This window comes from Mesorhizobium sp. P2_H9, from assembly GCF_056403215.1.
Genome location: NZ_JBFUFX010000014.1, coordinates 130782 through 150207, shown reverse-complemented (window position 1 = coordinate 150207; position 19426 = coordinate 130782). Strand labels below are relative to the sequence as shown.

At 63.1% G+C, this 19426-nt stretch carries 19 protein-coding genes; 14 read left to right on the top strand and 5 right to left on the bottom strand.

Translation table 11 applies throughout. From position 1 onward, the window contains the following. Positions 1-50: 50 nt before the first annotated feature. The 4 genes from AC1DXN_RS25130 to erpA all read right to left on the bottom strand — a co-directional run bounded on the left by AC1DXN_RS25130 (position 51) and on the right by erpA (position 1988). Entirely contained in the window at positions 51-377 is a 327-nt protein-coding gene (locus tag AC1DXN_RS25130; RefSeq protein ID WP_477269964.1) for a hypothetical protein, read from the bottom strand. A gap of 66 nt (positions 378-443) precedes the next feature. After that, complete coding sequence (xth, locus tag AC1DXN_RS25125; RefSeq protein ID WP_477269962.1) at positions 444-1238, bottom strand: exodeoxyribonuclease III; 795 nt, start codon at positions 1236-1238, stop codon at positions 444-446. A 7-nt stretch (positions 1239-1245) separates the two neighbouring features. After that, a complete protein-coding gene (locus AC1DXN_RS25120; RefSeq protein WP_477269960.1) occupies positions 1246-1638 on the bottom strand; it encodes a VOC family protein in 393 nt (130 codons plus the stop codon). 2 nt (positions 1639-1640) lie between these two features. Beyond that, positions 1641-1988, bottom strand: a complete 348-nt coding sequence (gene erpA / locus AC1DXN_RS25115) for an iron-sulfur cluster insertion protein ErpA (protein ID WP_477247580.1) — start codon at positions 1986-1988, stop codon at positions 1641-1643. 76 nt (positions 1989-2064) lie between these two features. Between erpA and AC1DXN_RS25110 the strand changes: the two genes are divergently transcribed. The 13 genes from AC1DXN_RS25110 (at position 2065) to AC1DXN_RS25050 (ending at position 17754) form a co-directional block, all read left to right on the top strand. Next, positions 2065-3279, top strand: a complete 1215-nt coding sequence (locus tag AC1DXN_RS25110; protein WP_477247578.1) for a deoxyguanosinetriphosphate triphosphohydrolase — start codon at positions 2065-2067, stop codon at positions 3277-3279. Between the two features lie 73 nt (positions 3280-3352). Further along, positions 3353-5110 carry an arginine--tRNA ligase gene (gene argS / locus AC1DXN_RS25105; protein WP_477247577.1) on the top strand — a complete coding sequence of 586 codons (1758 nt, stop codon included), beginning with the start codon at positions 3353-3355 and terminating at the stop codon, positions 5108-5110. Positions 5111-5213: 103 nt separating this feature from the next. Further along, positions 5214-8378: an SPOR domain-containing protein gene (locus AC1DXN_RS25100; RefSeq protein WP_477269958.1), complete on the top strand. Its 3165-nt coding sequence runs from the start codon at positions 5214-5216 to the stop codon at positions 8376-8378. 134 nt (positions 8379-8512) lie between these two features. After that, positions 8513-9532, top strand: coding sequence for a beta-N-acetylhexosaminidase (gene nagZ / locus AC1DXN_RS25095; protein WP_477247573.1), 1020 nt, complete (start codon positions 8513-8515; stop codon positions 9530-9532). Positions 9533-9595: 63 nt separating this feature from the next. Then, on the top strand, positions 9596-10396 hold the full coding sequence (locus AC1DXN_RS25090) for a segregation and condensation protein A (protein WP_477247572.1): 801 nt from the start codon (positions 9596-9598) through the stop codon (positions 10394-10396). Next, positions 10393-11160, top strand: coding sequence for an SMC-Scp complex subunit ScpB (scpB, locus tag AC1DXN_RS25085; RefSeq protein ID WP_477247570.1), 768 nt, complete (start codon positions 10393-10395; stop codon positions 11158-11160). Before AC1DXN_RS25090 ends, scpB begins: the two co-directional genes overlap by 4 nt. A gap of 179 nt (positions 11161-11339) precedes the next feature. After that, entirely contained in the window at positions 11340-11561 is a 222-nt protein-coding gene (locus tag AC1DXN_RS25080; RefSeq protein ID WP_013895102.1) for a twin-arginine translocase TatA/TatE family subunit, read from the top strand. 29 nt (positions 11562-11590) lie between these two features. Beyond that, positions 11591-12322, top strand: a complete 732-nt coding sequence (tatB, locus tag AC1DXN_RS25075) for a Sec-independent protein translocase protein TatB (protein ID WP_477269956.1) — start codon at positions 11591-11593, stop codon at positions 12320-12322. After that, positions 12319-13188: a twin-arginine translocase subunit TatC gene (tatC, locus tag AC1DXN_RS25070; RefSeq protein ID WP_477269954.1), complete on the top strand. Its 870-nt coding sequence runs from the start codon at positions 12319-12321 to the stop codon at positions 13186-13188. The genes tatB and tatC overlap by 4 nt, the downstream gene beginning before the upstream one ends. Positions 13189-13388: 200 nt before the next feature. Continuing rightward, positions 13389-14693 (top strand): serine--tRNA ligase, encoded by a 1305-nt coding sequence (serS, locus tag AC1DXN_RS25065; protein ID WP_477269952.1) that lies wholly within the window; start codon positions 13389-13391, stop codon positions 14691-14693. Continuing rightward, positions 14693-15454: a 5'/3'-nucleotidase SurE gene (surE, locus tag AC1DXN_RS25060; protein WP_477269950.1), complete on the top strand. Its 762-nt coding sequence runs from the start codon at positions 14693-14695 to the stop codon at positions 15452-15454. The genes serS and surE overlap by 1 nt, the downstream gene beginning before the upstream one ends. A gap of 9 nt (positions 15455-15463) precedes the next feature. Further along, a complete protein-coding gene (locus AC1DXN_RS25055; protein WP_477269948.1) occupies positions 15464-16117 on the top strand; it encodes a protein-L-isoaspartate(D-aspartate) O-methyltransferase in 654 nt (217 codons plus the stop codon). Positions 16118-16233: 116 nt separating this feature from the next. Continuing rightward, positions 16234-17754, top strand: coding sequence for a peptidoglycan DD-metalloendopeptidase family protein (locus AC1DXN_RS25050; RefSeq protein ID WP_477269946.1), 1521 nt, complete (start codon positions 16234-16236; stop codon positions 17752-17754). A gap of 147 nt (positions 17755-17901) precedes the next feature. On the opposite strand, the gene AC1DXN_RS25045 is transcribed toward AC1DXN_RS25050, so the two are convergent. Continuing rightward, positions 17902-18777 (bottom strand): ATP-binding protein, encoded by an 876-nt coding sequence (locus tag AC1DXN_RS25045; protein WP_477269944.1) that lies wholly within the window; start codon positions 18775-18777, stop codon positions 17902-17904. Positions 18778-19051: 274 nt separating this feature from the next. Between AC1DXN_RS25045 and yajC the strand changes: the two genes are divergently transcribed. Next, the gene (yajC, locus tag AC1DXN_RS25040) at positions 19052-19402 is read left to right on the top strand and encodes a preprotein translocase subunit YajC (protein WP_477247557.1); all 351 of its coding nucleotides are present in this window, start codon (positions 19052-19054) and stop codon (positions 19400-19402) included. The last annotated feature ends 24 nt before the right edge of the window (positions 19403-19426 follow it).

Below are 19426 nucleotides of genomic sequence, written 5' to 3'. Positions count from 1 at the left end.
TGTCCTGCCGGACATCTCCCCCACAAGGGGGGAGATCAGCGCTCAATCAATCAGTTCGCGGTCGGCTCACTTGGTTCGGCCAAGGGCAGGATTGGCGCCGGCGTCGAGATCGGCGTGCTTTGCAGGTGTGGCGCCAGGGTGTTTTCGGGACAACCGTCCTGGATCTTCGTCCATGATGTGTTGTTGAGCACCATGTCGCAGCGGGCGAGGTGACTCTGACCGGCGATCGTCAGGCAGGCGACCTGGCCGAGCTGAAACGATTTCCCGTTGGCAAGGCATTCCTGCGCGGCAAAAGCCGGCGTCGCGGCAGCCATCGCCAGCGCGCAGCCGATCGGGCAGAGAGCATTACGGATAGTCATGGGAACCCCAGCCGCCATGATAATCGCGCGATTAAACGCGCGATTTGTGGCGATATCAGGATTCAGGCGCCGGGCTTGACCCGATCAAGCCGGCTGCAGCGCCAGATCTATCGCCACCGGCACGTGGTCGGAGGGTTTTTCCCAGGCGCGGACATGCTTTTCGATCGACGCCGAGGAAAAGCGGTTGGCGGCTTCCGGCGACAAAAGCAGATGATCGATGCGGATGCCATTGTCCTTCTGCCAGGCGCCGGCCTGATAGTCCCAGAAGGTATAGACACCGGCGGCGTCGGTGACGGAGCGCACCGCTTCGGTGAAGCCGAGATTCTTCAGCCGGCGGAAGGCTTGCCGGGTCTGCGGCTGGAAGAGCGCATCGCCCAGCCAATTCTCCGGAAATTTTGCGTCGATCGGCTCGGGGATGACATTGTAGTCGCCGGCAAGCACCAGCGCCTCTTCCAGCAAGAGCCGTTGCTCGGCCCAGCGCTCGAGCCGCGCCATCCACGACAGTTTGTAGGGAAACTTCTTCTCGTCATCGATCGGGTTGCCGTTGGGCAGATAGAGCGAGGCGACGCGCAGCGCGCCTTTGTCTGTCGAGAACACGCCCTCGATGAAACGCGCCTGCTCGTCGGTGTCGTCGCCCGGCAGGCCTCTGTTGACCTCGTCGAAGCGTAATTTCGACAGGATGGCGACGCCGTTGAAGCCCTTCTGGCCATGGGTTTCGACGTTGTAACCCAGCGCCTCGATCTCGGCGCGCGGGAACTGCTCGTCGACCGTCTTGATCTCCTGCAGGCAGACGATATCAGGGGCGCTTTCGCTCAGCCAATGGGTGAGGTTGCCGATGCGGGCGCGGACGCCGTTGATGTTCCAGGTGACGATTTTCATGACGGCCTCAATGATCTTCCGGCGCTAGACGTTCGACGAGGCCGACCGTATTGCCTGCCGGGTCCTTTAGGAAGGCCATCCATTCGCTTTCCCCCGCTGGACCGAACTGGCCTTCGGTATCGTTGTGCACCAGCGTTGGCGGCGCGGTGAAGGGAACACCGTCGGCTTTCGCCGCGGCGTGGAAGGTTTTGAGACCGGATATGTCGAGATAGACGGTGCCGGCCGGCACGCCGTCGGTGAAGAACAGACGCACGTCGCCGGCCATGATGAAGGCGATGCCCGGCGGATCGTAGCGGGCGTGAACGCCCAGGCCGAGCACGTCGCGCCAGAACGCCAGCGTCACATCAAGATCGCGCCCGGCCGAGAGCGCGACCTGACGGACCGCGCCGATGGCAGGCATGGCTATACGGAGAAGCTGGTGCCGCAGCCGCAGGAGGCGACCGCATTCGGGTTCCTGATCTGGAACGACTGGCCCATCAAGTCGTCGACGAAATCGATCACCGAGCCGCCCATATAGACCAGGGAGAGATCGTCGATCAGCACGGTGGCGCCGTCCTTCTCGATGGCGACGTCATCGTCGTTGCGGGTGTCAACCAGGTCGAACTTGTACGAAAAGCCCGAACAGCCGCCACCTTCGACCGAGACGCGCAGCGCCGTCTTGCCGGCTTGCCCCGAAACGATTTTCGCGATCCGCTTGGCGGCGGAGTCGGTCATCTCGACTTTCATGGCAGTCTTGGCATCTGCGCCCATGGGCGTCACCTTGCTTTCGGTTTCACATGATAGGTATGAAGCGGGAAGGGGCAAGTCAACTGCGGCGGCATCGGCCATGACAAATGAGCTTGGCGACATCGGATTCGGCTATCGGCCGCGCGCGGCCTATGCCAGCGATCCGGCGCTCTCGCGCGGACGGCTGTTCGACGAGATGGAGAGCCCGACCCGCACGCCGTTCCAGCGCGATCGCGACCGCATCATCCATTCGACGGCATTCCGCCGGCTGAAGCACAAGACGCAAGTGTTCGTCGCGCATGAGGGCGACCACTACCGCACAAGGCTGACGCATTCGATCGAGGTGGCGCAGATCGCGCGCGCTTTGGCGCGGGCGCTGCGCGGCGACGAGGATTTGGCCGAGGCGGTCGCGCTGGTGCACGATTTCGGCCACACGCCCTTCGGCCATACAGGCGAGGAGGCGCTGAACGAGAAGATGGCGGCGTGGGGTGGTTTCGATCACAACGCGCAGTCGCTGCGCGTGGTGACGCGGTTGGAACGCCGCTATGCCGAGTTCGACGGGCTGAACCTGACCTGGGAAACGCTGGAAGGGCTGGTCAAGCACAATGGACCGCTGACCGACGCCAGCGGCAAGGGCCTGAAAGGCCCGGTGCCGCAGGCGATCCGCGATTATTCCGAGTTGCATGACCTCGAACTCTACCGTTTCGCCGGCATCGAGGCGCAGTGCGCGGCGATTGCCGACGATATCGCCTACAACACGCATGACATCGACGATGGCCTGCGTTCCGGCTTCCTCACACTGGAGATGCTGGAAAAGGTGGCGCTGCCGGGGTCGATCCTCCAAGGCGTGCGCGCGCGCTATCCGGCGCTCGATGCCGTGCGCACCGGTCACGAACTGCTGCGCCGGCAGATCACCCTGATGGTCGAAGACGTCATTATCTCCACCACCGCCAATTTGGCGCGTATCAAGCCGGAAAGCGCCGATGCGGTACGGGCGGCTGGCGAGACGCTGGTGACTTTTTCCACCGAGATGGCCGCGGCCGAGAAGGAATTGAAGGCCTTTCTCTACAAGCATCTCTACCGGCACAGCGAGGTCATGCGGGTGCGCACCGACGCCGAGCAGATCGTCCGCGACCTGTTCGACGCCTATTTCGCCGATCCGCGCGCCATGCCCGATGGCTGGCGGGAGGGGCTCGACCGGGCCGAAGACCGCATCAAGGCGCGCAGCGTCGCCGATTTCCTCGCCGGTATGACCGACACCTACGCACTCAAGGAGCACAGGCGTTTGTTTGACCACACGCCCGATTTGAGCTAGGGCGGGCTCGATTTTGCCGGCCAACGAGCCGGATTCCCTTAAAAGCCGCCAGAGCCAGACCCCAGAGTCAGACATGAACATCTTCGCCGATTTCAACGCGCGAATCATAAAAGCCGTCGAAGCGCTTGATTTGAAAGACAGTGATGGCGTTTCGCCCGATCTGTCGCGCATCGCCGTAGAGCCGCCGCGCGACGCCAGCCATGGCGATCTGGCGACCAATGCGGCGATGGTGCTGGCCAAGCCGACCGGACAGAATCCGCGCGCGCTGGCCGAAAAGCTGGCGCAGGCGCTGCGCACCGATGCCGATGTCGCCGCCGTGGACGTGGCCGGTCCGGGTTTCGTCAATCTCAGGCTCAAGGACGGGTTCTGGCAGGCGCATCTGACCGCGCTGCTCGGCGAGGGCCGCAACTACGGCCGCTCGACGGTTGGCGGCGGCAGGAAGGCCAATGTCGAATATGTCTCGGCCAACCCGACCGGCCCGATGCATGTCGGCCATTGCCGGGGTGCCGTGGTCGGTGATGCGCTCGCCAACCTGATGGCCTTCGCCGGCTACGACGTGACCAAGGAATATGTCATCAACGATGCCGGCTCGCAGATCGATGTGCTCGGGCGTTCGGCCTTGCTGCGCTACCGTGAGGCGCTGGGCGAGGACATCGGCGAGATACCGGCCGGGCTTTATCCGGGCGACTATCTGGTCCCGGTCGGCCAGGCGCTGGTCAAGGAGTTCGGCCGCAAGCTGCTGCAGATGCCGGACGACGAGGCACTGGCCATCGTCAAGGACCGGACCATCGATGCGATGATGGTGATGATCCGTGCGGATCTGGCGCTGCTCAACGTGCATCACGACGTGTTCTTCTCGGAACGCACGCTGCATGCCGACAATGCCAAGAAGATCCGCTCGGCGATCAACGATCTGACGTTGAAAGGCCATATCTACAAGGGCAAGCTGCCGCCGCCGAAGGGCGAGAAGCCGGAGGATTGGGAAGATCGCGAGCAGACGCTGTTCCGTTCGACCGCGGTTGGCGACGACATGGACCGGGCGCTGGTCAAATCGGACGGCACCTTCACTTACTTCGCCGCCGACGTCGCCTACCTCAAGGACAAGGTCGATCGCGGCTTCGTCGACCTGATCTATGTGCTCGGTGCTGATCATGGCGGCTACGTCAAGCGGCTGGAAGCGTTGGCGCGCGCGGTTGCCGGCGACGAGGTGAAGCTCACCGTCCTGCTGTGCAATCTGGTCAAGCTTTTTCGTGATGGCGAGCCGGTGCGCATGTCGAAGCGGTCTGGCGAATTCGTGACGCTGCGCGAAGTGGTGGAGGAGGTCGGCCGCGATCCGATCCGCTTCATGATGCTCTACCGCAAGAGCGACGCTCCGCTCGATTTCGACTTCGCCAAGGTGACCGAGCAGTCGAAGGACAATCCGGTGTTCTACGTGCAGTACGCGTCGGCGCGCTGCCACTCGGTGTTCCGGCAGGCGAGCGAGCAGCTGGGCGAGGCCAATTTCGACCGCAACAGGCTTGCGGCCGGGGTGGCGGCTTTGACCGATGAGGGCGAGATCGGGCTGATCCGGAAGCTGGCGGAATATCCGCGGCTGGTTGAATCGGCGGCCCTTGCGCTGGAGCCGCATCGGCTGGCATTCTACCTCTACGATCTTGCTTCCAGCTTCCACGGACACTGGAACCGGGGCACTGATAACCCCGACTTACGTTTTGTTAAGGTTAACGACCGACAATTGACGCATGCCAGACTAGGGCTGGTGCAGGCTGTTTCGGACGTTTTGACGTCCGGCCTGACGTTGATCGGAGCTGATGCGCCCACCGAAATGCGTTAGGTTTGACTAAATAACCTGTCACCTTTTGCCCACATTGCGCTGGTAAGGGCCAACCCTACGCGACGTCCATGGCGTCCGAATGAGTGCGAGTTCGGGAACAATAATGGCAGACAGAACCCAGCTGAAAGCAGCCGACCACAACGACATCTCCGACGATGATCCGTTCGCGGAACTGACCAGGATCATGGGTTTCGATCCGCGTCAGCCGGTCAAGCCGCAGGCACCAGCTGAACAGAAGGCCGGACCCGCCGATCAACTTGCGGACGAGGGCGATTTCGACATCGACCTCGAGAAGGAGTTGATGGGCGAATTCGGCACCGACGACGTCAGCGCTGTTGCCGAGGTCCAGCAGCCTGTTGCCGAGGTTCAAGCGCCGGCTTTCGAAGCGGCCGATGCGATGGACGATGCGCTCGCCGCTTCGCTCGAACAGGATTTCCTGCTCGACGATGATGCGGCTAACGAGGCCGTTCATGGTTTTGCCGCTGCTCCCGAGGTTCCGGCGCCAGCCGTTGAAGCCGCCTTCGATGATGATTTCGACAATGCCGTCTCGATGTCGCTCGAAGACGAGCTGACGCTCGACAGTCATTCACCTGACGACGACCACCATGCCGGTCCCGCCACCGAGATTGCCGCATATCAGGCCGCACCGGTCGAGGCCGCCGCCGATGCGGATCAAGGGGCTTCCAACGAGGATTTCGCCGGCCATTTCGACGATGCGATGGCCGATGTCGACATGGACTTCGAGGTTCGCGCCGATCAGCCGGTCGCGGTCGATGCACCGTTGGCAGACGAAACACCGGCCGCCGAGCCCGTCTATGCAGAGGACCACGCCTACGACGTCGCTCCGCAAGAGGCACAAGACGTCGCTCCGCAAGTAACCCACGACGTCGCTCCGCATGAAGCACAAGAAGCATTCGATGATTTCGACCTGACCTTTGACGATGCGCTTGCCGATGAGATCGAAGCGCCTGTTGTGCAGGTCGCCGCCGTTCCGACCGAGCCGATCGCGGCTCCAGCCGTTGTGGTCGAGAGGGCAGAAGCTCCAGTCGCCGCGGCAGATGAACGGACATTGGAAGACGAGCTGAACGCGCTGCTAGGCACGATGAAGGCGCGGACCGCTCCTGTGGTCAAGGAGCCTGCTATGGTTCAGCAGCCAGTTGCACCGGCGCAAAGCACCGCCGGTCAGCCGACGGATACTGTCGCTGATCTGGACTGGGACCTCGACGAGCACCAGCCTGGGCAGCCGCTTCACGCTGAAACGGCCCAGGCAGCCGATGCTGGTCTCGACAATCTTGTGCTCGACGAGCACGAAGGCCAGGATTTCGAGGCTGATGCTGCAACAGCGTCCGCGACCCGGGCTGCCGCCGACATTCATTTCGATGACGATGCGTTCGACGCCGCTTTTGCCAAGGGTATCGATCTGGGTGCTGGCGTAGCCGCCGGCACGGTTGCGCAGGCCGCTTCCGGGCAAGCGCCGGCCGGCGATTGGATGACGGCGCGCTCGACGCCGCCGGAGCCAGCCCGTTCGTGGAGCCGGATGACGCCGGTCGCCCAGTCGCAGCCGTCGTTTGCAGCCCAGCCGATGGCTTCGCTGCCGCCGGTCGCGGCAGTACCGTCCTATCGGCAGCAGCCGGTTGAAAACGTCCCTGCCTATGCGGAGCCCGCACCGGCACTGCCCGAACAGTCTCAGCGCTACGACGAGATGCCGGATGTCGAGACGGTCGATGTGCCCGAGCGCGTCGTCGCGCTGGCGGACGACCTCGATATTCCGGAACTCAACTTCGATGAGGACGAGCCGGCAGCAACGGCCTATGACGATCTCGACGCCGAGTTCTCCAGCCTGCTCACCGATATGAACGCGACGGAAGTGGCTGCGGCGCCTCAGCGCAACGCGGCCTATGACGATGATTCCTACAGCGCCGGTTTCAAGCCGGGCTATGAGCGCAACGATCAGCGCGCCTATGTGGCGCGGCCGGCGGAAGTGCCTGCAAAGGCAGCGGCTGGTGCTTATGCCGACGCCGCAAACGGCTTCGACATCGACGATCTGCCCGGCAGCCAGCCCGTGTCACAGGCCGACGATTTCGCTGTCGACGAACTCGACTACGATCCCGAGCTGGACGAGGCGATGGCGGTGCCGGGCCTGGCCGGGCAGGACGCTTCAAGGCGGCCGCGCCGAAGCGGCCTGCTGATCGCCGCGGTTGTCGGTGCGGTGGCCATTGCCGGCGGCATTGGCGCCTTTGCCTTGTCCGTTGGCGGCAAGGGCGGCAGCGATGCGCCGGTGATCGTCAAAGCCGACAACGCACCGATCAAGGTCAAGCCGGAAAATCCGGGCGGCGCCGTGGTGCCGAACCAGGACAACAAGGTCTATGACGCGGTGGTCAAGGGCACCAAGCCGGCCGAGCCCGTTCAGGAGAAGCTGGTCACCAACACAGAAGAGCCGGTGGATGTGACCGCCAAGGAGCCGCAGAGCCGTGTTGTCGATCTTTCACCCGACGACACCGATGCCGCTGCTGGCAGCGATGCCGCCGGCAACACCGCCGCGGCACCCGCACCCAAATCCGAGGACCGCATAGCGCAGGTTCTGCAGGAAGCCGACAAGGGCACGAACTCCGACGTTGTCGCCATTGCGCCGCGCAAGGTGAAAACCATGGTGGTCAAGCCCGACGGTTCATTGGTTGCACGCGAGGATCCGGCACCTGCACCGGTGGCGGCCGCTGAGCCTGCCGATCCGGCGCCGCAGCATGTGGCCCCAGCCGGCCAGGCCGACGCGGAGCAGACCGGTACGGTGCCGCCCGCGACCGACCAGGCCAGCGATGATCAGGCAAGTGCCGATCAGGCCGAGACCGCCAAGCCGGTCAAGCCGGCAGCCGAGCCCAAGGCGGAAGCCAAAGCCCAGTCCGCCAACACGCCGGCGTCGGTTCCGCTTGCACCGCAACGCCCGTCCGACCAGCCGGTCGACGTGGTTGGTGAGGTCAAGCCCGACCAGGTTGCTTCCATTCCTGCGGCGGCTTCCACCGCCGCCGGTGGCTCGTGGTCGATGCAGATCGCGTCGCAGCCGACGGTCGAAAGCGCCCAGGCCAATTATGCGGACCTGCAGCGCCGTTACGGCAGCGTGCTCGCCGGCCGCACCGCCAACATCGTCAAGGCCGAGATCGCCGGCAAGGGCACCTTCTACCGTGTCCGGGTGCCGGCGCAGTCGCGCAACGATGCGATCAATCTGTGCACCAGCTACAAGGCCGCGGGCGGCAACTGCTTCGTTTCGCGCTAAAGTCTGGTCCAACCAATCAAAACCGGCGCGGTCCCAGACCGCGCCGGTTTTTTGTGTGGAATGGGATTTGGCCTTGAAAGGCTTGCGGCTCGACACGATTCCCTTTGTCGCCGTGAAGCTCTAAACTCCTGTCCATGACCGAATCAAAATCCATGATCCTCGGCTGCGCCGGGAAATCGCTCACCCGCGACGAAATCCGTTTCTATCGCAACGAATGCCCGTGGGGCTTCATCCTGTTTGCGCGCAACATCGGCGAGACCGAGCAGATCCGCGATCTGGTGGCTTCGATGCGCGATTGCATCGGGCGCCCGGATGCGCCGGTGTTCATCGATCAGGAAGGTGGCCGCGTGCAGCGTCTGCGGCCGCCGCTGGCGCCGAACTATCCCGCCGGCGGTGCGCTTGGCGCGCTGTGGCGCGACGACCACGATGCCGGCACCCGCGCCGCGTGGCTGATGGCGCGGCTGCATGCCTTCGACCTGCTGCGCTATGGCATCACGGCGGATTGCCTGCCGGTGCTCGACGTACCGATCGAAGGCGCCAGCGACGTCATCGGCGCGCGCGCCTATGGCAAGGAGCCTCGTCCGGTCATCGAACTCGGCCGCGCCGCGGCCGAGGGGCTGATGTCGGGCGGCGTGCTGCCAGTCATGAAGCACATTCCCGGGCATGGACGGGCCTTTGCCGACACCCATTTCGAGCTGCCGACCGTCGATGCCTCGATGAGCGAGCTGCAGCGGCATGATTTCGCCCCGTTCAGGGAGCTCAACCATCTGCCAATGGCAATGACGGCGCATGTCGTCTACAGCGCCATCGACCCGAAGAACCCGGCGACCACGTCCGGCAAGGTGATCGACGAGATCATTCGCCGCGAGATCGGCTTTGACGGGCTGTTGATGAGCGACGACACCTCGATGAAGGCACTTTCTGGGGATTTCCCGACAAAGGCGGCCTCGATCCTTGCGGCCGGCTGCGATCTGGTCCTTCACTGCAATGGTGTTTTCGAGGAGATGGCCGGCATCGCATCGCGGACCACCGGGCTTGAAGGCAAGTCGCTCGAGCGTGCAAAGCGGGCGCTGACCTATATAAAGAACCGCGATCGGGCCGACGAAACAGAGATACGTGCTGAATTTGCCACCTATTTCGACGCGGTGGCCTAGACCGAGAGGGAAAAAGGGCAAGTGGCGGAGACATTGGAAAGCAAAGCCGGGAAGGCTGCACCGATGGACCGTCTGTGGGCCGAAAATGACGATTCACGCGTCACCGGCGATCCGTCGCTGGTTGTCGACGTGGCCGGCTTCGAAGGCCCGCTCGATCTGCTGCTGCATCTTGCCCGCAACCAGAAAGTCGATCTGTCGCGCATCTCGATCCTGGCGCTGGTCGAGCAATATCTGACCTTTGTCGAGACGGCGAGGGCGTTGAGGCTCGAGCTTGCCGCCGACTATCTGGTGATGGCGGCGTGGCTAGCCTTCCTCAAATCGAAGCTTTTGATCCCTAAGCAGCCCGGCGACGATGGCGAGAGCGGCGAGGAACTGGCGGCGGTACTGCAATTCCGGCTGAAGCGGCTGGAAGCCATGCGCGACGCCTCGGCACGGCTGGTCAACCGCAACCGGCTCGGCCGCGACGTGTTTGCGCGCGGCATGCCGGAAATGGTCATCGTCGAGAAGCGCAATGCCTATTCGGCCTCGCTCTACGACCTTTTGACCGCCTATGCCCAGCAGCGCCAGAAGCAGGCCATCACCAATGTGACAATCGCCAGGCGCGGTGTGTGGTCGCTCAAGGATGCGCGCGATATCCTGACCAGGCTGATCGGCTCGCTGCGCGACTGGACGGCGCTCGACAGTTTTCTGATCAACTATCTGACCAGCCCGGAAGAGCGGCGCACCGCGATTGCCAGTTCGTTTGCGGCGTCGCTGGAACTGGTGCGCGAAGGTAGCATCGAAATGCGGCAGGACGAGGTGTTCGCGCCGCTCTATCTGCGCGGCCGCGCGCCGGGCATCAGGGCAGTCGAGGTGGCATCATGAGCGAGCGCGCCAACGCATCGGTCATTCCGTTCAAGGTCGACGAAGAAACCGAGGAGGGCGCCGTTGCCCAGGATTTGGCTGAGACTGTGACCCAGAATCCTGGCGAGCGGCTGCATATGGCGGAAGCCGTGCGAATGGCCGAGGCGATCGTCTTTGCCAGCGCCGAGCCGGTCAGCGAAAAGCAGCTTGCCGCGCGGCTGCCCGACGGCATCAACATTGCCGCCGCCATGGCTGAGCTGCAGCAGATCTATGCGCGCCGGGGCGTCAATCTGGTGCGCGTCGGCGATGCCTGGGCGTTCCGCACCGCGGGCGACCTTGCTTTCCTGATGAGCAGGGACACCGTTCAACAAAAGAAGCTTTCGCGCGCCGCTCTCGAAGTGCTGGCGATCATCGCCTATCACCAACCGGTGACGCGCGCCGAAATCGAGGACATCCGCGGCGTCGAGACCTCGAAGGGCACGCTGGACACGCTGATGGAGACGGAATGGGTGCGCATGCGCGGTCGGCGCCGCACGCCGGGCCGCCCGGTCACCTACGGCACCACCGACACCTTCCTCGACCATTTCGCGCTGGAGGAGATCCGCGATCTGCCCGGGATGGACGAGTTGAAGGGCGCCGGGCTGCTTTCGGGCCGCATGCCGTCGAATTTCTCCATTCCGATGCCGCCGTCCGATCCGGATGCGCTGACCGACGACGAGGATCCGCTGACCGACATCGACCTCGAGGAACTCGGCCTGTTGACGCCGCGCGTCACGGAAGATTGACCGCAAGGCACTGTCAAAAAGCTGCTTGCGGCTGTAGATGCGCCGATTGGTAGCGGACCGCATCGCTGAAAATGCGTGACATCTGCCGCGCCTTCATAAACTTTGTCGCGGTTGTGTTTGAATCCCAACGCGAAAACGCATAGATCATCGCCAGGGAAAACATTCGAGAGAGAGTTACAATGGGTTCATTTTCGATTTGGCACTGGATGATCGTGCTGGTGATCGTGCTTCTGGTGTTCGGCCGTGGCAAGATTCCCGAGCTGATGGGCGACATGGCCAAGGGTATCAAGAGCTTCAAGAAGGGCATGGCCGACGACGACGTTGCCGAAGACAAGCGCACCGTCGAGCACCGCGCCGACGAGACCGTCTCGGCGGTGAAGGAAAAGGCCAGCAAGAGCTGAGCCCAAGGTTCTAGTCGGAACAGAGTGCCATGTTTGAAGTCGGCTGGACCGAAATGCTGGTGATCGCGGTCGTCATGATCGTGGTCGTCGGGCCTAAGGATTTGCCCAATATGCTGCGCACCTTCGGCCGCACGACGGCGAAGCTGCGCGCCATGGCAGCCGACTTCCAGAAACAGTTCAACGAGGCGCTGAAAGAAGCCGAGCTCGACGACGTCAAGAAGTCGGTCGATTCGCTCAGAAGCCTCAATCCGGCGGCCGAGATCCGCAAACAGCTCAATCCGTTCGAGCAGGCCGCAGCCGATGTTCGCTCCGGGGTCGATGCGGCGATAAAGCCGAAGCCGGCTGTCGATCCGGCTACGCCTGCCGCTTCGACGCCGCAGCCGGCCGAGCCGCTGAAGAACGGCGCCACGGATATGCCGGGTCTCAACGTGGCGGAAGCGTTGCCGCCTACGCCAATCTTTCCTGTTATGACCGACAGCTCGGTCACGGCACCGGCCGCGCCGCAAAAAGTGTCGGCGGCCAAGAAAACCGCCAAGCCAGCTGCGCCCAAGGCAAGCAAAGCCACGGCCGCTGCTTCGACGAAAGTCACACCGGCAAAGGCTGCGCCCGTCGCGAAGGCGCCAGCCAAGGCGGCGACAGTCCCGGCAAAGGCGACCAAGCCGGCCGCGACCAAGGCCGCAGTCAAAAAGGCTGAACCGAAGCCTGCGCCGGCAGCGGCGAAAAAGCCTGCAGCCAAGAAGACGGCGGGAGCCGCCAAGTGAGCGTTTCGGATACGGAAAAGGACGAGATCGAAAAGTCGTCAGCGCCGCTGATGGAGCATCTGATCGAGTTGCGCCGGCGGCTGATCTGGTCGATAGGCGGCTTCTTCGTTGCCTTCCTGGTCTGCTTCTTCTTCGCCAAGCGGCTGTTCAACCTGTTGGTCATCCCGTTCAAATGGGCGACCAAATGGGCAGGTCTCGACCCGCACAAGGTCGAGCTGATTTACACGGCGCCGCAGGAATTCTTCTTCACCCAGGTCAAGCTCGCCATGTTCGGCGGCATGGTCATCGCCTTTCCGCTGATCGCCACGCAGATCTACAAATTCATCGCGCCCGGCCTCTACAAGAATGAGCGCAACGCCTTCCTGCCGTTCCTGATCGCCTCGCCGATCCTGTTCCTGATGGGCGCGTCGCTGGTCTATTTCTTCTTCACGCCGATGGTGATGTGGTTCTTCCTCGCCATGCAGCAGGCCGGCACCGACGATCAGGTGCAGATTTCGCTGCTGCCGAAAGTGTCGGAGTATCTCAGCCTGATCATGACGCTGATCTTCTCCTTCGGCCTGGTGTTCCAGCTGCCGGTGGTGACCAGCCTGATGACGCGGGTGGGCATGCTGTCGTCGAAGGCGCTGGCCGAAAAGCGCAAATGGGCGATCGTCATCGCCTTCGTGGTGGCGGCGGTGCTGACGCCGCCCGATCCGATGAGCCAGATCGGTTTGGCCATTCCGACCATCCTTCTCTACGAGGTGTCGATCTGGGCGGCACGGCTGATCGAACGTGACCAGGACAAGCAGAAGGTGGCGCGCGAGGCCAAGGACGCCGCGGACGAAGCGGCGGAGAAGGCGGGCACGCCTCCGACGCAGACTCCCTAGTAGGCCGTGCCGTTCACGCCAGCGGAAAAAGGCGACGGTCGCTGAGCCCTTGTCTTGCATCGATCAAGGATGCGGTTTACGCCCTCTGGCTGAAACGCATCGCCATCAGAGCGATGCGTTTCAGTTTTGTTTGAAGCATGTCGTTGCCCCAAAACCGCTGCGCACTTTTGGGCGACATGCTACCCAGGAGCGTTCAAACCATGCTTGACATCAAATGGATTCGCGACAACCCGAAGGCCCTTGTCGAAGCGCTGCACAAGCGTTCGTGGTCGGCCGAGGCTGCGCAGTCCACGGTCGATGATTTGATCGCCAGCGACGAAGCGCGGCGCGAGCATGTGACCGAACTGCAGACCAGGCAGGAGCGCCGCAATGCCGCCTCGAAAGAGATCGGCAACGCCATGCGCTCCGGCGATGCAGCGCTTGCGGAAAAGCTCAAGGCCGAAGTCGGCGAGATCAAAACCTTCATCCAGAATGGCGAGGCGCGCGAACGCGAACTCGACAAGGCGCTGAACGACGCGCTGGCGGTGCTGCCCAACGTGCCGTTCGACGATGTGCCGGTCGGCAAGGACGAGTATGACAATGTCGTCAAGCACATCGTCGGCAAGACGCCGACGCGGCCGAATTGGGTGAAGGAGCACTTTGAGATCGGCGAAGCGCTCGGCATGATGGATTTCGAGCGGGCGGCAAAGCTGTCCGGATCGCGCTTCACCGTGTTGAAGAGCGGGCTGGCGCGCATGGAACGCGCGCTTGGCCAGTTCATGCTCGACCTGCACACGACCGAGCATGGCTATGAAGAAGTCATCCCGCCGCTGATGGTGCGCGATGAGGTGCTGTTCGGCACCAATCAGCTGCCGAAGTTCGAGGAGGATCTGTTTTTTGTCCAGCATGGCGATGGCCGGCTTGGCCTGATCCCGACCGCCGAAGTGCCGCTGACCAACCTGGTGCGCGAGGAAATCACCGCTCACGAAAAACTGCCGCTGCGCTACACGGCGCTGACGCCGTGTTTCCGCTCGGAGGCGGGCTCGGCCGGGCGCGACACGCGCGGCATGCTGCGCCAGCACCAGTTCTACAAGGTCGAGCTGGTTTCGATCACCGACCAGGACTCCTCGCTCGCCGAACACGAGCGGATGACTGAGTGCGCCGAGGAAGTGCTGAAGCGGCTGGAGTTGCCGTTCCGCACCATGACGCTGTGCACCGGCGACATGGGTTTTGGCGCGCGCAAGACCTACGACATCGAGGTCTGGCTGCCGGGCCAGAACGCCTATCGCGAGATTTCGTCCTGTTCGGTGTGCGGCGATTTCCAGGCGCGGCGCATGGATGCCCGCTACAAGGACAGAGACGGCAAGGGCAACCGCTTCGTGCATACGCTCAACGGCTCCGGTACCGCCGTCGGCCGCGCGCTTATCGCTGTCATCGAAAACTACCAGAATGAGGATGGCAGCGTAACGATTCCTGAAGCGCTGCGCTCTTACATGGGTGGCCTGACAAAGATCGAAGCGAAGTAATGCGCATTCTTCTGACCAATGATGACGGCATCCATGCCGAGGGCCTGGCGTCGCTCGAACGCATCGCCCGCACGCTGTCGGACGATGTCTGGGTGGTGGCGCCGGAGCAGGACCAGTCCGGCTACGCGCATTCGCTGTCGATCTCGGAGCCGCTGCGCCTGCGCAAGATCGGCGAGAAGCACTATGCCGTGCGCGGCACGCCGACCGACTGCGTCATCATGGGCGTGAAAAAAATCCTGCCTGGCGCACCCGATCTGATCCTGTCCGGCGTCAATTCCGGCGCCAACATCGCCGACGACGTCACCTATTCGGGCACCGTCGCAGGCGCCATGGAGGGTGCGCTGCTCGGTATCCGCTCGATCGCGCTCAGCCAGGCCTACTCCTATCTTGGCGAGGATCGCGTCGTTCCATACGAGACCACGGAGGCGCTGGCGCCGGCGCTGCTCAAGAAGCTGGTCGCCATGCCCCTGCCGGACGGCGTGCTGCTCAACGTCAATTTCCCGAACTGCCTGCCGGACGAGATCGCCGGCACGGTGGTGACCTCGCAGGGCAAGCTGGTGCACAGCCTGTGGGTTGACGAGCGTCGCGACGGCCGCGGCCTGCCTTATTACTGGCTGCGCTTCGGCCGCGAGCCGGTCGAGGGCAAGCACGGCACCGACCTTTATGCGATGCGCAACCGATTGGTGTCGGTGACGCCGCTCCAGCTCGACCTCACTGCGCACGAAATCCGCGACCAACTGACCAAGGCGCTATCAGAATAAGGTTTTGGCATGAACATGGCTGTCGACGACCGCGAAGGTTTTGCCGCTTTCCTGCTCCGCTTGCGTGGCCAGGGTGCTGTGCCGAAGGCGCTGATCGCCGCTTTCGAGGCGACGCCGCGGCGCGGTTTCATCTCCGGACAGTTCCACTCGATCGCCTGGTCGGACGGCATGCTGCCGATCGAATGCGGGGAAGCGATCGAAGGCGCCGACCTGCAGGCGGCGGTGATCGCAGCCCTTGCTATCGAGCCGGGCAACCGTGTGCTCGAGATCGGCACCGGGTCTGGCTACACGGCGGCGGTGATGTCGCGGCTCGCATCGCGGGTCGTTACCATCGACCGCTACAAGACGCTGGCCGAGCAGGCCAGGCAGCGTTTCGAGGCGCTCGCCATCGGCAACGTCATCGTTCGCCAGGCAGACGGTTCCAACGGGCTCGCCAATGAGGGACCGTTCGACCGTATCGTCGCCTGGGCGGCCTTTGACAGCCTGCCGCGCTTCCTGCTCGACCAGCTTTCGAGCGGCGGCATCGTCATTGCGCCGATCGGCCCCGAGGAGGACGAGCAGGTGCTGGCCAAGCTGACCAAGGTCGGCAGCCGTTTCGAGCGCGAGGACATCGGCAGCGTGCGCCTGCAGCCGATCCTGCGCAGCGTCGCGGCGGTCATTTGAGCCCACCCAAAATATTTTAAGAAAATTTGCGTCTGATTCTAAGGGGTTAACTGACCAGTAACATTAACGCGCTTTAATCATGCCTAGTTTGTACCGGGTATGTGCGGGTTAGTGCGATGCAATTCAGTGTTTTGAAGGCAAACGGGCGTAATCTGGCGCGTGGCTGCGCCGTCCTCATGGTCGCAGGCGCCGCAGCAGGGTGCAGCTCCCAGGTCGCGCGGTTCAACGGTGTCGACGACGTCTTCACCTCCTCGACCAACAATCAGCGCGCCATCATCGACAAGCAGGATGCCGCCCAGCCCTATCCGGGCGATGTCGCGGCTGCGCCGGTCGATGGCAGCCACACCCAGTCGGTCAGCCGTTCCAGCCTGGAACCGGTTACAGTTCAGCAACTGCCGCCTGTCGCCCAGTCGCAGCCGGCAATGGCGCCTGCCGCCAATCCGGTCCGCACTGCCACCGCTCCGGCCTTGGCGCCCAGGCATCTCGACAAGACCGCGACCGGCACCATCGCTCCGGCGGCAAAGCCGTTCAAGAACGCGCAGCCCGATGCGCCGAAAATGGCGACGACGGCAGGAACGCCGCATGCTACCGAGATCATTGTCAAGGACGGCGAGACCATTAACGGCATAGCGCACCGCTATCACGTGCCGTCGGATGTCATCATGAAGGTCAACGGCTTAAGCGCCACCAAGGGGCTGAAGACCGGCCAGAAGCTGGTCATCCCGGCCTATGCCTATTCGAGCAAGGACCCGGCTTCGGCACCAAAGACTGCCGACGCCAAGCCTGCAAATGGCAAGCACGACCAGCCGGCCACTGCGCCGGACAAGGTGGCCGTGCTGCCGCAGCAGCCAAAGGTCAAGGACGGCAAAGCCGTCGCACAGGTGGATGCGTCCGCGGCAAAGCCGAAGGATGGCAAGCCCGCAGCACAGATGGCTTCGGCCGCGCCCAAGGCAGGAGCCGGTACCTATACGGTTCAGCCGGGTGACACGCTCTCGGCCATCGCCAGGAAGACAGGCGTCAGCACCGTTGCGCTGAAGCAGGCGAACGGCATGCAGGACGGACTGCTCAAGATCGGCCAGACGCTGAAGGTTCCGGCCGGCGGTACCGCGACGGTTGCCAGCGCCAAGCCGGCCAAAGTTGACCCGGTGACGACGGCCACCACCCAGCCGGCGGCCAAACCGACGGAAACGCTCGCCTCCTACACGCCGCCAAAGAAGGACTCCAAGATTATCCAGCAGGCTGAGGACGACGATGCGGTGGCACCTGACGCCACTGGCATCGGCAAGATGCGCTGGCCGGTGCGTGGCCGCGTGATCTCTAATTTTGGCGGCGGCAAGGACGGCGTCGATATCGCCGTGCCGGAGGGAACGCCGGTGAAGGCGGCCGAGAACGGCGTCGTCATCTATGCCGGCGACGGTCTCAAGGAATTCGGCAACACCGTGCTGGTGCGCCATGAAAACGGGCTGGTCACCGTCTACGGCCACACCAGTTCGATCGAGGTGCAGCGCGGCCAGAAGGTCAAGCGCGGCCAGGAGATCGCGCTGTCCGGCATGAGCGGCACCACCGACTCGCCGAAACTGCACTTCGAAGTGCGCAAGAACTCGGCCCCGGTCGACCCGTCTGGCTATCTCGAATAGAAGAAAAAAAGCATTTGCAGGCCGTCTGACCTCCAGTCCGGCCCGCCGGCTCAGCCCGCTCCGCTAGGAGCGGGCTTTTTCAGTGGTTTGTTTCGACCATGATCCTATCCGAAAACCGGCTTCCACTTTTCTGGATCGTGGTCTGGCTCAGTTGTTGAGCGGCTTGCCGAGCCGTCCCGCCAGATCCTGGGTGAACTGCCAGGCGACGCGGCCGGAGCGGCTGCCGCGCGTCGTTGCCCATTCCAGCGCCTCGGCGCGCAACGTTTCGGGGTCGATGGCCAGACCGTGATGGCGGACATAGCCGTCGATCATGTCGAGATACTCATCCTGCGAACATTTGTGGAAGCCGAGCCAGAGGCCGAAACGGTCGGAGAGCGACACCTTTTCCTCGACCGCCTCTGACGGGTTGATGGCGGTCGAACGCTCATTGTCGATCATGTCGCGCGGCAACAGATGGCGCCGGTTCGACGTGGCATAGAAAATCACATTCGCCGGGCGGCCCTCGACGCCGCCTTCGAGCGCTGCTTTCAGCGATTTGTAGGAGGTGTCGTCATGGTCGAATGACAGATCGTCGCAAAACAGGATGATGCGAAAGGGCGCCGCCTTCAGCAGACCCATCAGCTTGGGCAGCGTGTCGATATCCTCGCGATGGATCTCGATGAGCTTGAGCGGCAGATCGAGTTTCGAAGACGCGTTGATCGCGGCGTGCACTGCCTTGACCAGCGAGGACTTGCCCATGCCGCGCGCGCCCCACAACAAGACGTTGTTGGCGGCATAGCCGGCGGCGAAGCGCTCTGTGTTGTCGACAAGGATGTCGCGGACGCGGTCGACGCCGCGGATCAGGCCAATGTCGACGCGATTGACCTTGAGCACCGGCTCGAGATAGCCGGGATCGGCCTGCCAGACGAAGCAATCGGCTTCGGCAAGGTCGGTTTTCGGCACCGGCGGCGGGGCGAGGCGAGAGACCGCCTCGATCAGGCGATCGAGCTTGTCGTTCAGGGCGTCGATGGTGCTGTCGGTCATTTTTGCGTCTTTGTTTTTGCATTCAGGAGCGTGCGAGGCGGAAATCCGGTCGATGTCGGCGGCGTAAAAACCGGCTCCAACCTTTTGTTTGTGCGTGTTCTTTTCCGGAAACCTGACACCACTGTTCGGGCTAAAGCTCTAACACGGGTCAACCGGTCGGAAAAGCAGCCGATTTGCCGGCTCGCGCAGTTGCATTGGCAACTTTACCGACTATATTCCGGCCAAATTTGGCGGGGCCGTTTTGTGGCCTTTTTTCCGTATTCAGGAGTTCTTGATGTTCGTCACACCGGCATTCGCCCAGGCTGCGGCACCCTCGCTGACCCCGCTCGGCCCGATGTTCGACCTCATCGTGCCGTTTATCCCGATTTTCGCGATCTTGTATTTTCTGATCATCCGGCCGCAGCGCGCGCAATTGAAAAAGCGCGCCGACATGCTGGCGGCGGTTCGCCGTGGCGACACGGTCGTCACCGGCGGTGGCTTTATCGGCAAGGTGACCAAGGTGATCGATGACCATGAGCTCGAAGTCGATCTCGGCGGCGGAACCAAGGTGACGGCGCTGCGCTCGACGATCGTCGATGTGCGGGTCAAGGGCGAGCCGGTGGCAAACCAGAACGCCAAGAAATAACCGAATTGTAGGCGGAACGCAGCC